General features: G+C 55.4%; 19 protein-coding genes. 13 read left to right on the plus strand and 6 right to left on the minus strand.

What is annotated here, in order from left to right:
• The coding region (locus GTGU_RS06150) for a metal-dependent hydrolase (RefSeq protein WP_038154975.1) at positions 1 to 336 on the plus strand (336 nt) is incomplete at its 5' end.
• Between the two features lie 42 nt (positions 337 to 378).
• Here GTGU_RS06150 and cysS read toward each other — a convergent pair.
• On the minus strand, positions 379 to 1,764 hold the full coding sequence (gene cysS / locus GTGU_RS06155; protein ID WP_038154977.1) for a cysteine--tRNA ligase: 1,386 nt from the start codon (positions 1,762 to 1,764) through the stop codon (positions 379 to 381).
• 172 nt (positions 1,765 to 1,936) lie between these two features.
• On the opposite strand from cysS, the gene ppiB reads away from it, so the two are divergent.
• The 7 genes from ppiB to mnmH all read left to right on the plus strand — a co-directional run bounded on the left by ppiB (position 1,937) and on the right by mnmH (position 7,911).
• Positions 1,937 to 2,431, plus strand: a complete 495-nt coding sequence (ppiB, locus tag GTGU_RS06160) for a peptidylprolyl isomerase B (RefSeq protein ID WP_038154980.1) — start codon at positions 1,937 to 1,939, stop codon at positions 2,429 to 2,431.
• Positions 2,432 to 2,434: 3 nt separating this feature from the next.
• Positions 2,435 to 3,157, plus strand: coding sequence for a UDP-2,3-diacylglucosamine diphosphatase (gene lpxH, locus GTGU_RS06165; RefSeq protein ID WP_038154982.1), 723 nt, complete (start codon positions 2,435 to 2,437; stop codon positions 3,155 to 3,157).
• A gap of 60 nt (positions 3,158 to 3,217) precedes the next feature.
• Complete coding sequence (locus GTGU_RS06170; protein WP_038154984.1) at positions 3,218 to 4,090, plus strand: hypothetical protein; 873 nt, start codon at positions 3,218 to 3,220, stop codon at positions 4,088 to 4,090.
• Entirely contained in the window at positions 4,087 to 5,028 is a 942-nt protein-coding gene (locus tag GTGU_RS06175) for a DUF1848 domain-containing protein (protein ID WP_038154986.1), read from the plus strand. Before GTGU_RS06170 ends, GTGU_RS06175 begins: the two co-directional genes overlap by 4 nt.
• Before the next feature lie 117 nt (positions 5,029 to 5,145).
• Positions 5,146 to 5,655 carry a 5-(carboxyamino)imidazole ribonucleotide mutase gene (gene purE, locus GTGU_RS06180; protein WP_038154988.1) on the plus strand — a complete coding sequence of 170 codons (510 nt, stop codon included), beginning with the start codon at positions 5,146 to 5,148 and terminating at the stop codon, positions 5,653 to 5,655.
• Positions 5,652 to 6,719: a 5-(carboxyamino)imidazole ribonucleotide synthase gene (gene purK, locus GTGU_RS06185; protein WP_038154990.1), complete on the plus strand. Its 1,068-nt coding sequence runs from the start codon at positions 5,652 to 5,654 to the stop codon at positions 6,717 to 6,719. Before purE ends, purK begins: the two co-directional genes overlap by 4 nt.
• A 109-nt stretch (positions 6,720 to 6,828) precedes the next feature.
• On the plus strand, positions 6,829 to 7,911 hold the full coding sequence (gene mnmH / locus GTGU_RS06190) for a tRNA 2-selenouridine(34) synthase MnmH (protein ID WP_038154992.1): 1,083 nt from the start codon (positions 6,829 to 6,831) through the stop codon (positions 7,909 to 7,911).
• Positions 7,912 to 7,952: 41 nt separating this feature from the next.
• On the opposite strand, the gene ybbP is transcribed toward mnmH, so the two are convergent.
• Complete coding sequence (gene ybbP / locus GTGU_RS06195; protein ID WP_038154994.1) at positions 7,953 to 10,367, minus strand: putative ABC transporter permease subunit YbbP; 2,415 nt, start codon at positions 10,365 to 10,367, stop codon at positions 7,953 to 7,955.
• Positions 10,364 to 11,050 (minus strand): putative ABC transporter ATP-binding protein YbbA, encoded by a 687-nt coding sequence (gene ybbA, locus GTGU_RS06200; protein WP_038154995.1) that lies wholly within the window; start codon positions 11,048 to 11,050, stop codon positions 10,364 to 10,366. The genes ybbP and ybbA overlap by 4 nt, the downstream gene beginning before the upstream one ends.
• Here ybbA and tesA point away from each other — a divergent pair.
• Genes tesA through GTGU_RS06215 form a run of 3 tightly spaced genes read left to right on the plus strand, consistent with a single transcriptional unit; the run spans position 11,018 to position 13,355 of the window.
• Complete coding sequence (tesA, locus tag GTGU_RS06205; RefSeq protein ID WP_156964078.1) at positions 11,018 to 11,644, plus strand: multifunctional acyl-CoA thioesterase I/protease I/lysophospholipase L1; 627 nt, start codon at positions 11,018 to 11,020, stop codon at positions 11,642 to 11,644. The two genes, ybbA and tesA, sit on opposite strands and share 33 nt — an antisense overlap.
• A gap of 28 nt (positions 11,645 to 11,672) precedes the next feature.
• Positions 11,673 to 12,443: an SDR family oxidoreductase gene (locus tag GTGU_RS06210; protein ID WP_038154996.1), complete on the plus strand. Its 771-nt coding sequence runs from the start codon at positions 11,673 to 11,675 to the stop codon at positions 12,441 to 12,443.
• Positions 12,444 to 12,500: 57 nt separating this feature from the next.
• Complete coding sequence (locus tag GTGU_RS06215) at positions 12,501 to 13,355, plus strand: co-chaperone YbbN (protein WP_038154997.1); 855 nt, start codon at positions 12,501 to 12,503, stop codon at positions 13,353 to 13,355.
• Positions 13,356 to 13,372: 17 nt separating this feature from the next.
• Here GTGU_RS06215 and fetB read toward each other — a convergent pair whose 3' ends face one another.
• A complete protein-coding gene (fetB, locus tag GTGU_RS06220) occupies positions 13,373 to 14,152 on the minus strand; it encodes an iron efflux ABC transporter permease subunit FetB (RefSeq protein WP_038154998.1) in 780 nt (259 codons plus the stop codon).
• Complete coding sequence (fetA, locus tag GTGU_RS06225) at positions 14,139 to 14,819, minus strand: iron efflux ABC transporter ATP-binding subunit FetA (protein WP_038154999.1); 681 nt, start codon at positions 14,817 to 14,819, stop codon at positions 14,139 to 14,141. Before fetA ends, fetB begins: the two co-directional genes overlap by 14 nt.
• 149 nt (positions 14,820 to 14,968) lie before the next feature.
• On the opposite strand from fetA, the gene GTGU_RS06230 reads away from it, so the two are divergent.
• Together GTGU_RS06230 and GTGU_RS06235 are read left to right on the plus strand one after the other, a co-directional pair.
• Positions 14,969 to 15,886 (plus strand): SPFH domain-containing protein, encoded by a 918-nt coding sequence (locus GTGU_RS06230; protein WP_038155000.1) that lies wholly within the window; start codon positions 14,969 to 14,971, stop codon positions 15,884 to 15,886.
• Entirely contained in the window at positions 15,883 to 16,344 is a 462-nt protein-coding gene (locus GTGU_RS06235; protein WP_038155001.1) for an NfeD family protein, read from the plus strand. The genes GTGU_RS06230 and GTGU_RS06235 overlap by 4 nt, the downstream gene beginning before the upstream one ends.
• Here the strand turns inward: GTGU_RS06235 and cueR are convergent, their stop codons facing one another.
• The gene (gene cueR, locus GTGU_RS06240; RefSeq protein ID WP_038155003.1) at positions 16,345 to 16,761 is read right to left on the minus strand and encodes a Cu(I)-responsive transcriptional regulator; all 417 of its coding nucleotides are present in this window, start codon (positions 16,759 to 16,761) and stop codon (positions 16,345 to 16,347) included.
• Positions 16,762 to 16,849: the final 88 nt, after the last annotated feature.

Consider the following 16,849-nt stretch of genomic DNA (forward strand, 5'->3'; position numbering starts at 1 on the left):
GCCTGGCGCGCGGCATTCGTGGTGCCGCTGCTGTGCGTGCTCATCGGGCGACGATGGTTTCGCGCCAGCCTGATGCGTTGCTGGCTGTTTCTGACCGTGTCGCTGCTGTCGCACAGCCTGCTGGATTCAGTGACCACCGGCGGCAGAGGCGTTGGCTGGCTGTGGCCCTGGTCAGATGAACGCTTCTTTGCGCCGTGGCAGGTCATCAAAGTCGCGCCGTTCGCGCTGTCGCGCTATATGACGCCATACGGTCATCAGGTGATTATTTCAGAGCTGTTGTGGGTGTGGTTGCCGGGCGTGGTGATAATGGGATTATTGTGGTGGAAACGGCGTTAAATTCCACGCCCGGCAGGCATCATGCTACCGGGCGTGACAGACTTACTTACGGCGCCAGGTGGTGCCTTGTGGGCCATCTTCCAGAATGATGCCCATTTCGTTCAGACGATCACGTGCCGCGTCAGCCGCCGCCCAGTCTTTCGCCTGACGGGCTTCCAGGCGCTGTTTGATCAGCGCTTCAATCTCCGCGACCTCATCGTCATCCGCCTGCGCACCGCTCTGCAGGAAGGTTTCCGGCTCCTGCTCCAGCAGCCCCAGCACCCCGGCGAGTTTACGCATATGCGACGCCAGCGCGTTCGCCGCGGCGGCATCTTCCATTTTCAGGCGGTTAACGTCGCGCGCCATGTCAAACAGCACAGAGTAGGCTTCCGGCGTGTTGAAATCGTCATCCATCGCTTCAACAAAGCGAGCTTCGAATGCCTCGCCACCAGCCGGTGCTACGGATTTATCGGTGCCGCGCAGCGCCGTGTACAGACGTTCCAGCGCTGAACGCGCCTGTTTGAGGTTCTCTTCGCTGTAGTTCAGTTGACTACGATAATGACCGGACATCAGGAAATAACGGATGGTTTCCGGATCGTAATACTTCAGCACATCGCGGACGGTAAAGAAGTTGCCCAGTGATTTGGACATTTTTTCGCGATCCACCATGACCATTCCGGAGTGCATCCAGGTATTAACGTATTCACCGTCGTGCGCACAGGTTGACTGCGCGATTTCGTTTTCATGATGCGGGAACATCAGATCCGATCCGCCGCCGTGAATATCAAAATGGGTACCTAACTGTTTGCAGTTCATGGCCGAGCACTCGATGTGCCAGCCAGGGCGCCCTTCGCCCCACGGCGACGGCCAGCTTGGCTCACCCGCTTTGGACATCTTCCATAGCACGAAGTCCATCGGGTTGCGTTTGACGTCAACCACGTCAACGCGTGCGCCCGCCTGCAGTTGCTCCAGATCCTGGCGTGAAAGCTGACCATAGGTCGGGTCGGTCGGTACAGAGAACATCACGTCGCCATTGTCCGCCACGTAGGCATGGCCGCGATCAATCAGGCGCTCGGTGATCTCAATGATCTCGTGAATATGGTGCGTCGCACGCGGTTCGCTGTCCGGGCGCAAAATATTCAGTGCATCAAAATCTTTGTGCATTTCGACGATCATGCGATCAACCAGCGCGACAAAGCTTTCGCCGTTTTCATTCGCGCGCTTAATGATTTTGTCATCGATATCGGTGATATTTCGCACGTATTTGAGTTTGTAACCCAGAAAGCGCAAATAGCGCGTCACAACATCAAACGCCACGAACGTACGACCGTGACCAATATGACAGAGATCGTAAACGGTAATGCCACACACGTACATGCCGACTTCCCCGGCACGAATGGGTTTGAATTCCTCTTTCTGACGAGTCATGGTGTTGAAGATTTTTAGCATCGAAGATTCCATATATCCGTGTGTGAACGAAAAGCGCGTATTCTACCCGTAATTCAATCCGGAAGCAGCACACATTGCAAGATGATCCCGCCCCAAGGTTATGCTATAACAGCCCCCTACATCTGACCTATTGTTGGGTCTACGCACTACTCTACCGGAACAGGATGCAAAAATGGTTACTTTCCACACTAATCATGGCGATATCGTTATCAAAACTTTTGATGAAAAAGCGCCTGAAACAGTTAAGAACTTCCTGGACTACTGCCGTGAAGGTTTCTACAACAACACCATTTTCCACCGTGTAATCAATGGGTTTATGATCCAGGGCGGCGGTTTCGAGCCTGGCATGCATCAGAAAGAGACCAAAGCGGCGATCAAAAACGAAGCGAACAACGGTCTGAAAAACAGCCGCGGTACGCTGGCAATGGCCCGTACTCAGGCACCACACTCTGCTACCGCACAGTTCTTCATCAACGTAGTAGATAACGACTTCCTCAACTTCTCCGGCGAAAGCCTGCAGGGATGGGGCTACTGTGTTTTCGCCGAAGTGGCTGAAGGCATGGACGTGGTCGACAAAATCAAAGGCGTCGCCACTGGCCGCAGCGGTATGCATCAGGACGTACCGAAAGAGGATGTCATCATCGAAAGCGTGACTGTCAGCGAGTAGCTCGTGGCGACTCTCTTTATTGCAGACTTGCATCTGCACACAGAAGAACCGGCGATCACCGCCGGTTTCCTGCGATTTTTAAACGGTGAAGCCCGGCAGGCGGACGCGCTCTATATATTGGGCGATCTGTTTGAAGCCTGGATCGGTGATGACGATCCAAACCCGCTATATCGTGAAATTGCCGCGGCTATTCACGCGCTGGTGGATACCGGCGTTCCCTGCTATTTCATCCACGGCAACCGTGATTTCCTCGTCGGCAAACGGTTTGCGCGCGAAAGCGGAATGATCCTGCTACCTGAAGAAAAGGTTCTCGATATCCATGGTCGCCGGGTGCTTATCCTGCATGGCGACACACTCTGTACCGACGATACCGAGTATCAGGCGATGCGTAAAAAAGTGCACACGCCATGGATCCAGACCTTGTTTCTCGCCCTGCCGTTGTTTATCCGCCACAAAATCGCCGCCCGGATGCGTGCGAGCAGTAAAGCCGCTTACAGCAACAAATCTTTAGAGGAGATGGACGTCAACCCGCAGGCGGTGGTCAATGTAATGGAAAAACACCGCGTCCAGTGGTTGATCCACGGGCATACCCATCGCCCGGCGATTCATTCCCTTCAGGCCAACGGCAACGAGGCGTTTCGCGCGGTACTGGGTGCCTGGCACCGTGAAGGGTCGATGATCAAAGTCACCACTGAGGACGTTAAGCTGATCGCCTTCCCGTTTTAAATTTTCTTTTCTCATTATGTTCTACTGATGTAGATCATCATCCCGGGTAGCGGGACCGCTATGCTGAAACGCAATAACCAATATTGCGGGATCGTTATGAACATAGAACGTGATTTTATCCATGAGGTTGTTAATAATTTCTATAACAGCATCATGCAGGATGGTGATTTATGTGGCTACTCGGACGCATCACCAGCAAATGGCAATTATGATGATGAAATTTATCAAAAACTCTATGCTCTGAAATACCTTCCCGCTTATTATTTCGAATATTGCGTTCTTGCCACAAAACTTGCCAACAGATTGAAAAACAATGGGGCAGATGAAATAAATGTCTCTTCTTTTGGCTGTGGGCTCTATCCGGATTACTTTGCGCTCCTGCATAATCTGCAAGATATTGAGTTTGATTATTACGGTTACGACATCTGCAAATGGAAAACAAGAAATTTACTGCCTGAAAGCGAGGATAACCTGTGCTTAAAAACGATGTCCATTTCCGACATAACGCAAACTGCGCTTGATGATACGGATGTTTTTATCTTTCCAAAATCCCTGGGTGATATTGCTGAAAACATTAATATGCCTTCGTTCGCCAGGAAAATAGCCAGTACGCCGAAGGATACCGTTTACTTCCTTAACTCTTTTATTACCGTCAATCACAATCTTAACCGCCATCATGTTGAACTGTTCTCTCACTTCCATGACGCTCTGTTAAAGCAGGGTTTCACTACCGATGATCCCAGTGACGAGACGTTTTACCGGGGAGACCACGAATTCCAGGGTCTGAAAGGGATAAATTACGGTTTCGACTATCCGGATGGAATACATCTTTGCGAAGAAGGCGCTGAACTTGATTGTAAATGCCGGGTCGTCCATAGCCCGGTAATGAAGAACAGCTATATGAACTATCAAATCCTGGAATACACGCGATGATCATCAGCGCCAGTCGCCGGACCGACATTCCTGCGTTTTATAGCGAATGGTTGATGAACCGCATTCGGGCGGGGTTTCTGCTGACCCGCAATCCGTTTAACTATCATCAGGTATCGCGTGTTTCGCTGCTGCCAGAAGATGTCGATGCCATCGTGTTCTGGACGCGCAACCCCACAAAACTGCTCCCTTACCTTGATGAGCTAAGCGAACTCGGGCATCGCTTTTATTTCCAGTTCACCATCACGGGCTACCCGCGCGTGCTGGAAGCAAAGACGCTGAACCCGCATAAGGCGATCGATGTGTTCAAACAGTTGTCAGCGAAAGTGGGCACTGACAAAGTGATCTGGCGGTACGACCCAATCCTGTTTTCTAACATTCTGCCCTTTGACGAACACCTCCGTCTGTTCAACAAACTGGCAGGCGAGCTGGAAGGCCACACTCGCCGTGTCGTGATTAGCTTTGCGGACTTCTATCAGAAAACCGAAAAGAACCTGAAAACCGTCGATTCGCTGGTGTACAGCGATATTACCCACAACCATGAACTCTGCCTGTCGCTGTCGCAGAAGATGGCGGACATCGCCCGGCAACATGGTCTGGCGATCTACTCCTGCGCCGAGAATGTTGATCTGGCAGCGCAGGGGGTTCTGCATGGCAAATGCATTGATGACGCGCTCATCAATATGCTGTTTGGTTTGTCACTGGCAAATAGTAAAGATCCCGGTCAGCGCGAAGCCTGTGGTTGTGTCAAAAGTATCGATATTGGTGCCTATAATACCTGCCTGCATGGATGCAAATACTGCTATGCCACCTTCAATCACAACCTCGCCAACAGTAATTTCAAAAAGCACGATCCCCAAAGCCCCTTTTTACTCGGTGACGCCACAGGGGTGGATCCGCACCTGTTGCAGCCGGTTATCTTTCAGCAAAATTTATTCTGACACCGTTCGGGTGTCATGATTTCATGGCTGCGCAACCGTTTTCCTTGCCGGTTTTCCGTGCTATTCTCTGTGCCCTCTGCAGCAGTGTGTATGACACCCACAGGAGTTTTAAGACGCATGTCTTCCCGCACTAATCCGGCGCGTATCGCCATCGTTATGGGGTCCAAAAGCGACTGGGCAACCATGCAGTTCGCCAGCGAAATCCTCGATACTCTGAATGTTCCGTACCACGCCGAAGTGGTTTCCGCTCACCGCACCCCGGACAAACTGTTCAGCTTTGCCGAAAGCGCGGAGGCGAACGGCTATCAGGTGATTATTGCGGGCGCGGGCGGCGCGGCGCACCTGCCGGGCATGATTGCCGCGAAAACCCTGGTGCCGGTGCTCGGCGTACCAGTGCAAAGCGCCGCGCTGAGCGGAGTAGACAGCCTCTACTCCATCGTTCAGATGCCGCGCGGCATTCCCGTTGGAACACTGGCGATAGGTAAAGCTGGCGCGGCCAACGCGGCACTGCTGGCAGCACAGATCCTCGCGCAGCACGATGCGGCGCTACATCAGCGTCTGAGCGACTGGCGCAAGGCGCAAACGGATGACGTACTGAATAACCCGGATCCGCGGGGTGCGGCATGAAACAGGTTTGCGTGCTCGGCAACGGTCAGCTTGGACGGATGCTGCGCCAGGCGGGTGAACCGCTGGGAATTGCCGTCTGGCCGGTCGGTCTGGAAGCCGATCCCGAGGCCGTGCCATTTCAGCAAAGCGTGATCACCGCCGAAATCGAACGCTGGCCGGAAACGGCGTTAACCCGTGAACTGGCGCGTCACCCGGCGTTCGTCAACCGCGACGTGTTCCCGATTATCGCTGATCGCCTGACGCAAAAATCCCTGTTCGATAAACTCGACCTGCCTACTGCTCCCTGGCAGTTGCTGGCAGACCCCGGCGAGTGGCCGGGTGTGTTTGCGCGTCTCGGCGAACTGGCTATCGTCAAGCGCCGCACCGGCGGTTATGACGGCCGCGGTCAGTGGCGTCTGCGCGCGGGTGAAACCGACGAACTGCCGCAGGAATGTTACGGCGAATGCATCGTTGAGCAGGGCATAAAATTCTCCGGCGAAGTGTCTCTGGTCGGCGCCCGTGCCCATGACGGTAGCACCGTGTTCTATCCGCTGACGCACAATTTGCATCAGGACGGCATTTTACGCGTCAGTGTGGCGTTTCCGCAGGCCGATGCTCAGCAGCAGGCGCAGGCTGAAAACATGCTTACCGCAATCATGAACGAACTGGATTACGTCGGCGTGATGGCGATGGAGTGTTTTGTCACCCCCTCTGGCTTGCTGATTAACGAACTGGCGCCACGCGTTCACAACAGCGGACACTGGACGCAGAACGGCGCGTCGATCAGCCAGTTCGAGCTACATCTGCGCGGCGTTACTGGTTTACCGTTGCCACCGCCGGTGGTCAACAGTCCGTCAGTAATGATCAACCTGATCGGCACCGACCTGAATTATGACTGGCTTAAACTGCCACTGGTGCATCTGCACTGGTACGACAAAGAAGTGCGTCCGGGTCGTAAAGTCGGGCATCTCAATCTGAATGATAACGATACCGACCGACTACACGCCACACTCGAGGCGCTGACACCCCTTCTGCCCGCAGAGTACGCCAGCGGTATCGCATGGGCGCAAAATCATCTGAAATAACCGCTTTCGCCGGGGAATTCCACATCCCCCTCTTCCCCGGCACACCTCCTGGCGCGTACACTTCCCCGATGCCCTGATCGGCTTCAGATTTTCACAGAAGGATTTGCCCATGAACGATGGGACAGACTACCGTGCGATCCTCAGCGCGGATATCCCCATTATTGACGTTCGCGCCCCGGTTGAATTCAGCCAGGGTGCGATGCCCGCCGCCGTGAATCTTCCGTTGATGGATGACGACGAACGTGCCGCGGTCGGTACCTGTTATAAACGCCACGGTTCACAAGCGGCGCTGGCACTCGGCCACCAGTTAGTCAGCGGCGAAAAACGCGCCCGCCGCCTCACTGCCTGGCGCGAGGCCTGCGCCCGTTACCCGCACGGCTACCTGAGTTGCGCCCGCGGCGGGCAGCGTTCGCACATTGTTCAGCAATGGCTGAAAGAGAGTGGGGTCGATTTTCCGCTGGTGATCGGCGGATATAAAGCGCTGCGCCAGGCTGCCATTCAGGCAACGGAGTCGCTGGTGCAACACCCACTGGTGCTGGTCGGCGGCTGTACCGGCAACGGCAAAACACAACTGGTGCGCGAAATGGCGCAGGGGATCGATCTCGAAGGGCTGGCGCATCATCGCGGATCCTCGTTTGGCCGCACACTGCAGGCGCAACTGCCACAGGCCTCGTTCGAAAATCACCTTGCGGTGGCGTTGCTGAAAAACGCACAGCAGAACGATAACCTGCGCTGGGTGCTGGAAGACGAAGGCCATATGATCGGCGCTAACCATCTGCCGGAGTGCCTGCGCGAGCGGATGGCGCAGTCGCCGATTGCGGTGGTGGAAGATCCGTTTGACATTCGTCTCGAGCGACTGCGGGAAGAGTATTTCACCCGCATGCATCACGATTTTATCGCCGCGATGGGGGAAGACGCGGGCTGGCAGGCCTACAGCGACTATCTGCATCACGGGCTGTTCGCGATCCGCCGTCGTCTCGGGTTACAGCGCTTTGCACAGTTGACTGACCATCTTGACACCGCACTGCTGCAACAGCAAAAGACAGGCTCTACAGAAGTGCATTTCAGCTGGCTAGTTCCACTGCTGAATGAGTATTACGATCCGATGTACCGCTATCAGCTGGAGCGCAAAGCCGGCAATGTCGTTTTTCGCGGCAACTGGCAGAGCGTGAAGGCGTGGCTGAGCAAATAAGCAAACAAACAGGCAGGAATTCCCGCCTGTTTGTTTATCACTCAACCGCTGAACTGGCGGAACAGGGCTTTACCTTTCAGCAGGCGGGTGCCGAGCCAGCCACCGCACAATGACAGCAAAATCGCTCCACAGACAGGCAGCGTGGCCCACAGACGCCAGTCAGGTTCCCACGGGAAATCAAACACGCTTGTCTGCAATACCGCCAACGCGGTTTCCGCGCCGATAGCTGCTACCAGACCGGAGACCACACCCAACAGGGCGAATTCCGCCCATAGCGTCAGCCGCAGCAGCCGTTTACCTGCGCCAAGCGTGCGATAAACCACCAGTTCCTGATGACGCTGGCGCATGCCAACCTGCACCTGTGCCAGCAACAGCAAAATGCCACAGGCGGTGACCAGCACCACCATCACTTCCAGCGCCCGGCTCACCTGCCCCAGTACCTGCCCGACCTGCTGAAGGATTGCGCCAATATCCAGCAGACTGACGGTCGGGAACTGGCGATTCAGTTGCGTCAACAGCGTATTGCCGTTATCCCAGCGGAAACTGGTCAGCCAGCTCTGCGGCTGTCCGTCCAGCGCACCTGGCGGAAAGATAAAGAAGAAATTAGGGCGCAGGCTCTCCCAGTCAACTTTACGAATACTGGTGACTTTCGCGGTGAATTCCTGGGTATCGCCGGTAAACGTGACGCTATCGCCAGTGTGAATGTTCAGCCGTTCGGCCAGCCCCTCTTCGATGGACACTTCTCCGGCTTTCGGCGGCCAGGTGCCGTCGACAATCGGATTATGCTCCGGTCGTTGGCTTTGCCAGGTCAGATTCAGCTCGCGGTTCAGGGATTCATCACTGTTGCCTTCCGTCGGCTCGCCGTTAATTTGCGTCAGCCGTGCGCGAACGATAGGGTAGAACGCTTCCGGCGTCACCTGATGCCCTGCAAGAAACGCTTTCACCGGCTCTACCTGCTCCGGCGCGATGTTAATCAGAAAGTAGTTCGGGCTTTCCGGCGGTAACTGCTGCTGCCAGCGATCCAGCAGATCCCCGCGCAACACCAGCAACAGCGCCAGCAGCATGAACGACAGCGAGAAAGCCGCCAGCTGGCTGAGCGTGGCCCACGGCTGGCGCAGCAGACGGTTAACCGCAAGGCGCAACGGCAGCGCTTTCAGCGTCAAACGTTTAAGGATGTTGAGCAGAAACCAGCCCACCACGCCGCACAGCATCGCCAGCACCACTGCGCCAGCCAGCACCGACCACAGCAGCATGCTTCCACCCATCAACCACGCCAGCAGCAAAACGACCACCACGGTGATCACCGGAATGTAATAGTGCAGCGGCCAGACCTGTGCAACGACGTCGCCACGCAGTACGCGCAATGGCTGTGTTGCCAGCAGCAACCGGTATGGACGTAGCCCGACCAGCAGCGAAATCACCACCATCGCCCCCACCGCCCACAGCCACGGCCAGAAGCTGGCGGGTGGCAGCGTGGCGGGCAACACTGGCTTCAGCAGGATCATTAAGATTTGCTCAAACAGCAGCCCGATAACGCCGCCGGTGATCACAGAAATCACCAGCAACAACAGCCACTGACCGATAATCAGCTTACGCAGCTGCGCCCGTCCGGCGCCGAGCGTTTTCAGGATCGCCACCAGATCGTAACGGCTGCGGCAATAATGCCCCATCGCCACAGCGACCGCCGCCACCGCCAGTAGCAGCGTCAGTAACGCGGAAAGCAGCAAAAACTGTTGCGAACGTTCCAGTGATTTTCCCAGCGCGCCGTCGTCCTGCTCCAGTCCGTACCAGCGATGCTCCGGTTTGAGCTGCGGTAACAACCACTTTTCATAGCTTCCGAGCTGGTCTGGCGTACCGGCAAATTTATAGCGCCAGCTGATGCGGCTTCCTGGTTGCACCGCACCGGTTTTCGCCACATCAGCCATGTTCATCATCAACCGCGGCGCCATCTGGAAAGGATTGAATCCGCCGTCCGGCTCCTGGATCACCGCCCCGGCGATCCTCAGCGTAGCATCGCCCACGTCAATGTTGTCGCCGGGTTTGAGATCAAGCAACGCCATCAGGCGTGGTGCCAGCAGCACTGTTCCGGCGGTCGGTTTCAGCCCCGGCGGGTCGGTTTCCAGCTTGCCATACAGCGGATAGAGGTCATCCACCGCTTTGACGTTGGCGAGCTGCGGCGTATCCCCGGCAAAGGTCATGGTGGTGAAATTCAGTTGCTCGCCGACTTTCAGCCCCTCTTCACGCGCCCGGGTGATCCACGCCGCAGGCACTTCGCGGGAGCTACGCAACTGACGATCGCCCGCCATAAAATCGCGGCTTTGCTGATTGAGCCCTTTTTCCATACGATCGCTGATATTGCCCAGCGCCAGCACACAGGCGACGGCCAGGCTAAGCGCCATCCAGACAATCAGCAGCGAGGGCGAGCGCCACTCGCGCCAGAACCAGCGTGCAATCATGCTTCCTCCTGCAACTGCCCGTCCACCAGACGTAAACGCCGGTCGCAGCGCGCCGCCAGCGCCGGATCGTGGGTCACCAGCACCAGCGTGGTGCCATGTTCCTGATTGAGGCTGAACAACAGGTCGGCGATTTTATCGCCCGTCTGGCGATCGAGATTGCCGGTAGGTTCGTCAGCAAACAACAGCGCCGGGCGACCGTTAAACGCACGGGCCAGCGCCACGCGCTGCTGCTCGCCGCCGGACAGTTGCGCCGGAAGGTGCGTGAGACGTTTCCCCAGCCCCAGCTGTTCCAGTAACGCGCTGGCCTGCTTGCGACTCTGAGCGCTGTTCTCACCACGCAGCAGCGCCGGCAGTTCGACGTTCTCCAGCGCATTGAGCGTAGGAATTAACATAAATGACTGAAAAACAAAGCCAACATGCTGAGCACGCAGTTTCGCCCGCGCTTCTTCATCCATGTTGGTGAGCGATTGTCCGAGCAGTTGAACGTCACCGCTGCTCCCGTCATCCAGCCCGGCGAGGATCGCCAGCAGCGTGGATTTACCAGAACCCGATTCGCCAATCAGCGCCAGGGTCTGCCCCCGTTTGACAACCAGGTCAACTCCGGTAAGGATGGAAAGCTGATGATCCCCCTGACCGACGGACTTCTTAAGATGATGGACTTCAAGTATATTTTCCGCTGGCATTTGCCTTTCCTGTTGCTGGTTCTGTTTGCCTTCCGCGCCGCAGCGGCGGACACGGTGTTAGTTCTGGGTGACAGCCTGAGCGCCGGGTATCGTATGGCGGCGAATGCTGCCTGGCCTGCGCTGCTCAATGAAAAATGGCAGCCACAAACGCGTGTGATCAATGCCAGCATTAGCGGTGATACCGCGCAGCAGGGGCTGGCGCGCCTGCCCGCGTTGCTGAAACAGCATCAGCCGGACTGGGTGCTGGTGGAACTGGGCGGTAACGACGGTCTGCGCGGCTTCCAGCCACAGCAGACGGAACAAACGTTGCGCACCATTTTACAGGATATCAAAGCGGCAAATGCCCGGCCCGTGCTGATGCAAATTCGCCTGCCCGCCAACTACGGGCGTCGGTATAATGAGGCGTTCAGCGCAATTTATCCAAAGCTTGCCGGTGAATTCAGCGTCCCTCTCCTGCCGTTCTTTATGGAAGAGGTCTATCTGAAACCGCAATGGATGCAGGATGATGGCATTCACCCCAATCGTGACGCCCAGCCATTCATTGCTGACTGGATGGCGGCACGTCTGGCTCCCTTAGTTAACCACGACTCCTGAGCCTCCGGGGTCGTTTCCAGGTAAAGATATGCAAAAAACGGTCTTAATTACAGGATGTTCCAGCGGTATTGGTCTCGAAAGCGCACTTGAGCTTAAACGCCAGGGGTTTCGGGTGCTGGCGGCCTGCCGTAAACCGGAAGATGTGGCACGTATGCAGGGAAAGGGGCTGACTGGCATTCAGTTGGATCTCGACTCCCCTGAAAGTGTGGATCGCGCAGCGGATGAAGTGCTGGCGCTCACTAACAATCGCCTGTACGGCATTTTTAATAACGCCGGTTATGGCGTTTATGGTCTGCTCACCACCATCAGCCGTACGCAGATGGAACAGCAGTTTTCTGCCAACGTTTTTGGTGCCCACCAACTGACCATGCGCCTGCTGCCTGCCATGGTGCCGTATGGCGAAGGCCGTATTGTGATGACCTCGTCGGTGATGGGATTGATCTCCACACCGGGTCGTGGCGCTTATGCCGCCAGTAAATATGCGCTCGAAGCCTGGTCTGACGCGCTGCGCATGGAGCTGCGCCATTCAGGTATTAAAGTGAGCCTGATTGAGCCAGGCCCTATCCGCACGCGTTTTTTCGAGAACGTCAACCAGACACAAACCGATAAACCGGTGGAAAATCCGGGGATCGCCGCCCGTTTTACGCTTGGCCCGGAGGCGGTCGTTGAAAAAGTGCGCCATGCTTTTGTCAGCGACAAACCGAAAATCCGCTATCCCGTGACGCTGGTGACCCGGGCAGTCAGCCTGCTGAAGCGCCTGTTGCCCGACCGCGCGATGGATAAAATTTTACACAACTGAGTTGAAGGCCGCGCCAGCGCCCCCATGTCATTGGAAACTGACTAAAGAGAAAGCCCCATGTCTGTACAGAATATTATCGATATCACTGAAGCTAACCTGCACCAGACGCTGGAACAGTCGATGACGACGCCAGTACTGTTTTATTTCTGGTCCGCCCGCAGCCAGCACTGCGAGCAACTGACCCCGGTGCTGGAGAGCCTCGCGGCACAGTACAACGGACAGTTTATTCTGGCGAAGGTCGATTGCGATGCGGAGCAGATGGTGGCCTCTCAGTTTGGCCTACGTGCCATCCCGACAGTCTATCTGTTCCAGAATGGTCAGCCGGTAGACGGTTTCCAGGGGCCGCAGCCGGAAGAGGCTATTCGCGCCCTGCTCGACAAAGTGCTGCCGCGTGAAGAAGAGTTAAAAGCGCAGGAGGCGATGGCGCTGATGCAGGAAGGCAATTATGCCGACGCGCTGCCGCTGCTGAAAGACGCCTGGCAGCTTTCCGGTCAGGAGAGCCAGATTGGCCTGCTGCTGGCGGAAACTCAGATCGCGCTAAACCGCTCTGAAGACGCCGAAGCAGTGCTGAAAACCGTGCCGTTGCAGGATCAGGACACCCGTTATCAGGGGCTGGTGGCGCAAATTGAGCTGCTGAAGCAGGCGGCGGATACGCCGGAAATCCAGCAGTTGCAGCAGGATGTTGCGCAGAACCCGGATGACGCGGCGCTGGCCTCGAAACTGGCGCTTCAGTTGCATCAGGTGGGCCGCAACGAAGAGGCGCTGGAATTGCTGTTCAGTCATCTGCGCAAAGATTTAGGTGCGGCAGATGGTCAGGTGCGTAAAATGCTGCAGGAGATCCTTGCCGCCCTCGGCACTGGCGATGCGCTGGCGTCGAAATACCGCCGCCAGCTTTATTCGCTGTTGTACTAAGTGTTTCACATTTCCCCTTAGCGTTTCTTCAACACCGTCACCACCAGCTGGTGGCGGTCATTATAAAACTTACGATACGTCAGATAGCAGGCGATGATCGTCGACAGGCTTGCAGTCGACAGCAACATAAACGTCACCATAATCTGGTACTTAATCGCTTTTACCGGATCAATCCCGGCAAAAATTAGCCCTGACATCATCCCCGGCAAACTCACCAGGCCGACAGTTTTTGCAGAATCTACGGTTGGAATCAACGATGCGCGGATGCTGTCGCGAATGAGCTGAGCGGAGGCCATTTTCGGTGTCGCGCCAAGGCTCAGCTTCTCCTGAATCTGCTGTTGCTCGCTACTGAAACGCTGACCGAGGTTGTTGTAGCACAACCCCACCGCCACCATCGCGTTACCGGCAATCATCCCGGAAATGGGGATCACCTGCATCGGGACGAACTCAATCGAACCGGAAAAGACCAGCACCGCAAGCGTTAATCCGGCTCCGGTGGTAATCGCGATAAACGACGAAACAAAGGCTTTATCAATGTATTTACTGCGTTTCTTCGCGTTATATGCCGCGTTAAAGCAAATAAATAACACCATTAATAACGTCAACACCGCATGATTGACGTTAAATATATATTTCAGAACATAGCCGACGATAATTAATTGCACCACCGCCCGGCAAATGCTCCAGATAATGTCTTTTCCCAGTGTCAGTTTTTCGCGATAACTCACCAGAATCGCAATGAACACCAGGATCATCGAGAATGCCAGCGATTCGTTAGTAATATTATGCCCGTTCACGATTTACCTCCCACGCCTCGGTTCTGACGTGCGCCTGAAGGGTGATCACATCATCCGCATGGGCGATTTCGTTTTTATCATGCGTCACCCACAATACCGCAAGCTGCTGTTCCCGCACGTAGCGATGAACGATCTCATTGACGTTCTGCTTATTGGGCTCATCCAGTGCGCTGGTGATCTCATCGAGCAGCAGCACCCTGGGCAAAAACTGCAGATTGCGGATCAGCGACACCCGCTGTTTTTCACCCCCCGACAGTTCGGAGATGGGTTTCTCCAGCGTCTCGTGCGCTAAACCCAAACGAGCCAGATCCGCAAGAAACGTTTTCGGATCAGGTGTCTGATTACGGATTTGCCATGGGAAAATCAGGTTATCGTAGACCGTAGCCCCGAACAGTGTCGGAGTTTGTGCGCAATAAGAGACCTGCTGCCGGTAGGCTTCCGGCGACAGCGTGGCAATGTCTTTACCCTCAAACAGAAGGGTGCCCTCGGTCGGGCTCAGCAGCGAAGCGATGATCTTCAGCAGTGTGCTTTTCCCGCAGCCGGAGGGGCCAGTTATCAGTTTGAATTCACCAGGATTCAGTGTGAGATGGATATTACTGAGGATAGTCGTGTCATCGGGGCGATACCCGACATTGTCTAATTGCAAAAGCGTCATAATTTCCTTCATACCGATTTCGGACTTTCTTCCTGTTTCGTTATAAGTGTACCGGGTTGGTTTATTCCTGGCGAACTCCCCTTAATAAACAGATATACTTACTGGCAACGAGTGACAAATAAATCTCGTCACCACACGGACTGTACGACAGGAGGTTTTTAATGCTTATTGTTATCCCCGTTTTAATTTTCGTTGCGCTGGTGATCGTCGGTGCGGGTATCAAAATCGTCCCGCAGGGTTTCCAGTGGACGGTCGAACGCTTCGGCCGTTACACTAAAACCTTGCTGCCAGGTTTAAACCTTGTCGTCCCGTTCATGGACCGTGTGGGTCGTAAAATTAACGTGATGGAGCAGGTGCTGGACATTCCCTCACAGGAAGTCATCTCGAAAGATAACGCCAACGTCACCATTGACGCGGTCTGCTTTATTCAGGTGATTGATGCGCCGAAAGCGGCGTACGAAGTCAGCAACCTTGAGCTGGCGATCATTAACCTGACCATGACCAACATCCGTACCGTGCTGGGGTCGATGGAGCTGGATGAAATGCTCTCCCAGCGTGACAGCATCAACACCCGTCTGCTGCATATCGTTGACGAAGCGACCAATCCGTGGGGCATCAAAGTCACACGTATTGAAATCCGCGATGTACGCCCTCCCGCCGAGCTTATCGCCTCCATGAACGCGCAGATGAAAGCAGAACGTACCAAACGTGCTTATATCCTTGAGGCAGAAGGGGTGCGTCAGGCGGAAATCCTCAAAGCTGAGGGTGAAAAACAGTCGCAAATCCTGAAAGCCGAAGGTGACCGCCAGTCCGCGTTCCTGCAGGCAGAAGCGCGTGAACGCTCGGCGGAAGCCGAAGCCCGGGCCACCAAAATGGTGTCTGAAGCCATCGCCGCCGGGGACATTCAAGCCGTGAACTACTTTGTGGCGCAGAAATATACCGATGCGTTGCAGCAAATCGGATCGGCGAATAACAGCAAAGTGGTGCTGATGCCGCTGGAGGCTAGCAGTCTGATGGGCTCTATCGCCGGGATCAGCGAACTTATCAGTGAAAGCACGGGGTCACGGAAAAAATCATGATGGAACTGATTCTGGCCCATCCACATATCTTCTGGCTGAGTCTCGGGGGATTGTTGCTGGCGACAGAAATGCTGGGCGGTAATGGCTATTTACTGTGGAGCGGCGTGGCGGCTGTCGTCACCGGGCTGGTGACCTGGCTGCTGCCCCTCAGTTGGGAGTGGCAGGGCGTGCTGTTTGCCCTGCTGACGCTACTCGCCGCCTGGCTGTGGTGGCGCTGGATGTCGAATCGCGTTAAACGTCAGCGCCCGAGCGACAGCCATCTCAACCAGCGCGGTCAGCAGTTAATCGGCAGTCGCTTTGTGCTGGAAAATACGCTGGTGAATGGTCGTGGTCATATGCGGGTTGGCGACAGCTCCTGGCCGGTGTCGGCAGAAGAGGATCTCACCGCCGGGACGAAAGTGGAAGTGATCGCCATCGAAGGTATCACCCTGCGCATCCGCCCCCTGCCACCCCGCTAATCAGGCTTTTGCCTTTGCTTTGTGATGACAGCAGCCGGACAGATTATCAATAATCGGACAGTCGGCGCTGTCATCGCCCGGGCAGGCTTCCGCCAACGCCAGCAGTTGTGCGCGCATCGCCTGCAGTTCTTCAATATGCCGCTCAATATTCGCCACACGTTGTAACGTGCGCGATTTCACATCTGCGCTGTGACGAGCCGGATCGTTAAACAAATTCACTAACTCGCCACACTCTTCCAGAGTAAATCCGACCTGACGCGCCTGACGCAACAGCGTTAGTTCATCAAGGTGTTTTTGCGAGTAGCTGCGATACCCGTTTTCGCTACGCAACGGCGGCGTCACGATCCCTTTTTCTTCATAGAAGCGGATCGCCTTGCTGGTCAAACCGGTTTTTTTCGCCACATCGCTAATATTCATATTTCCCCCTTGACCTTCCCCTTGATGGAAGGTTTACCCTTATTCACAGTGATATGAAAAAGGTGGATCAGGTAGTCTCTGGTCTGAT

The sequence above is a fragment of the Trabulsiella guamensis ATCC 49490 genome, assembly GCF_000734965.1.
In the GTDB taxonomy this organism is placed as follows: domain Bacteria; phylum Pseudomonadota; class Gammaproteobacteria; order Enterobacterales; family Enterobacteriaceae; genus Trabulsiella; species Trabulsiella guamensis.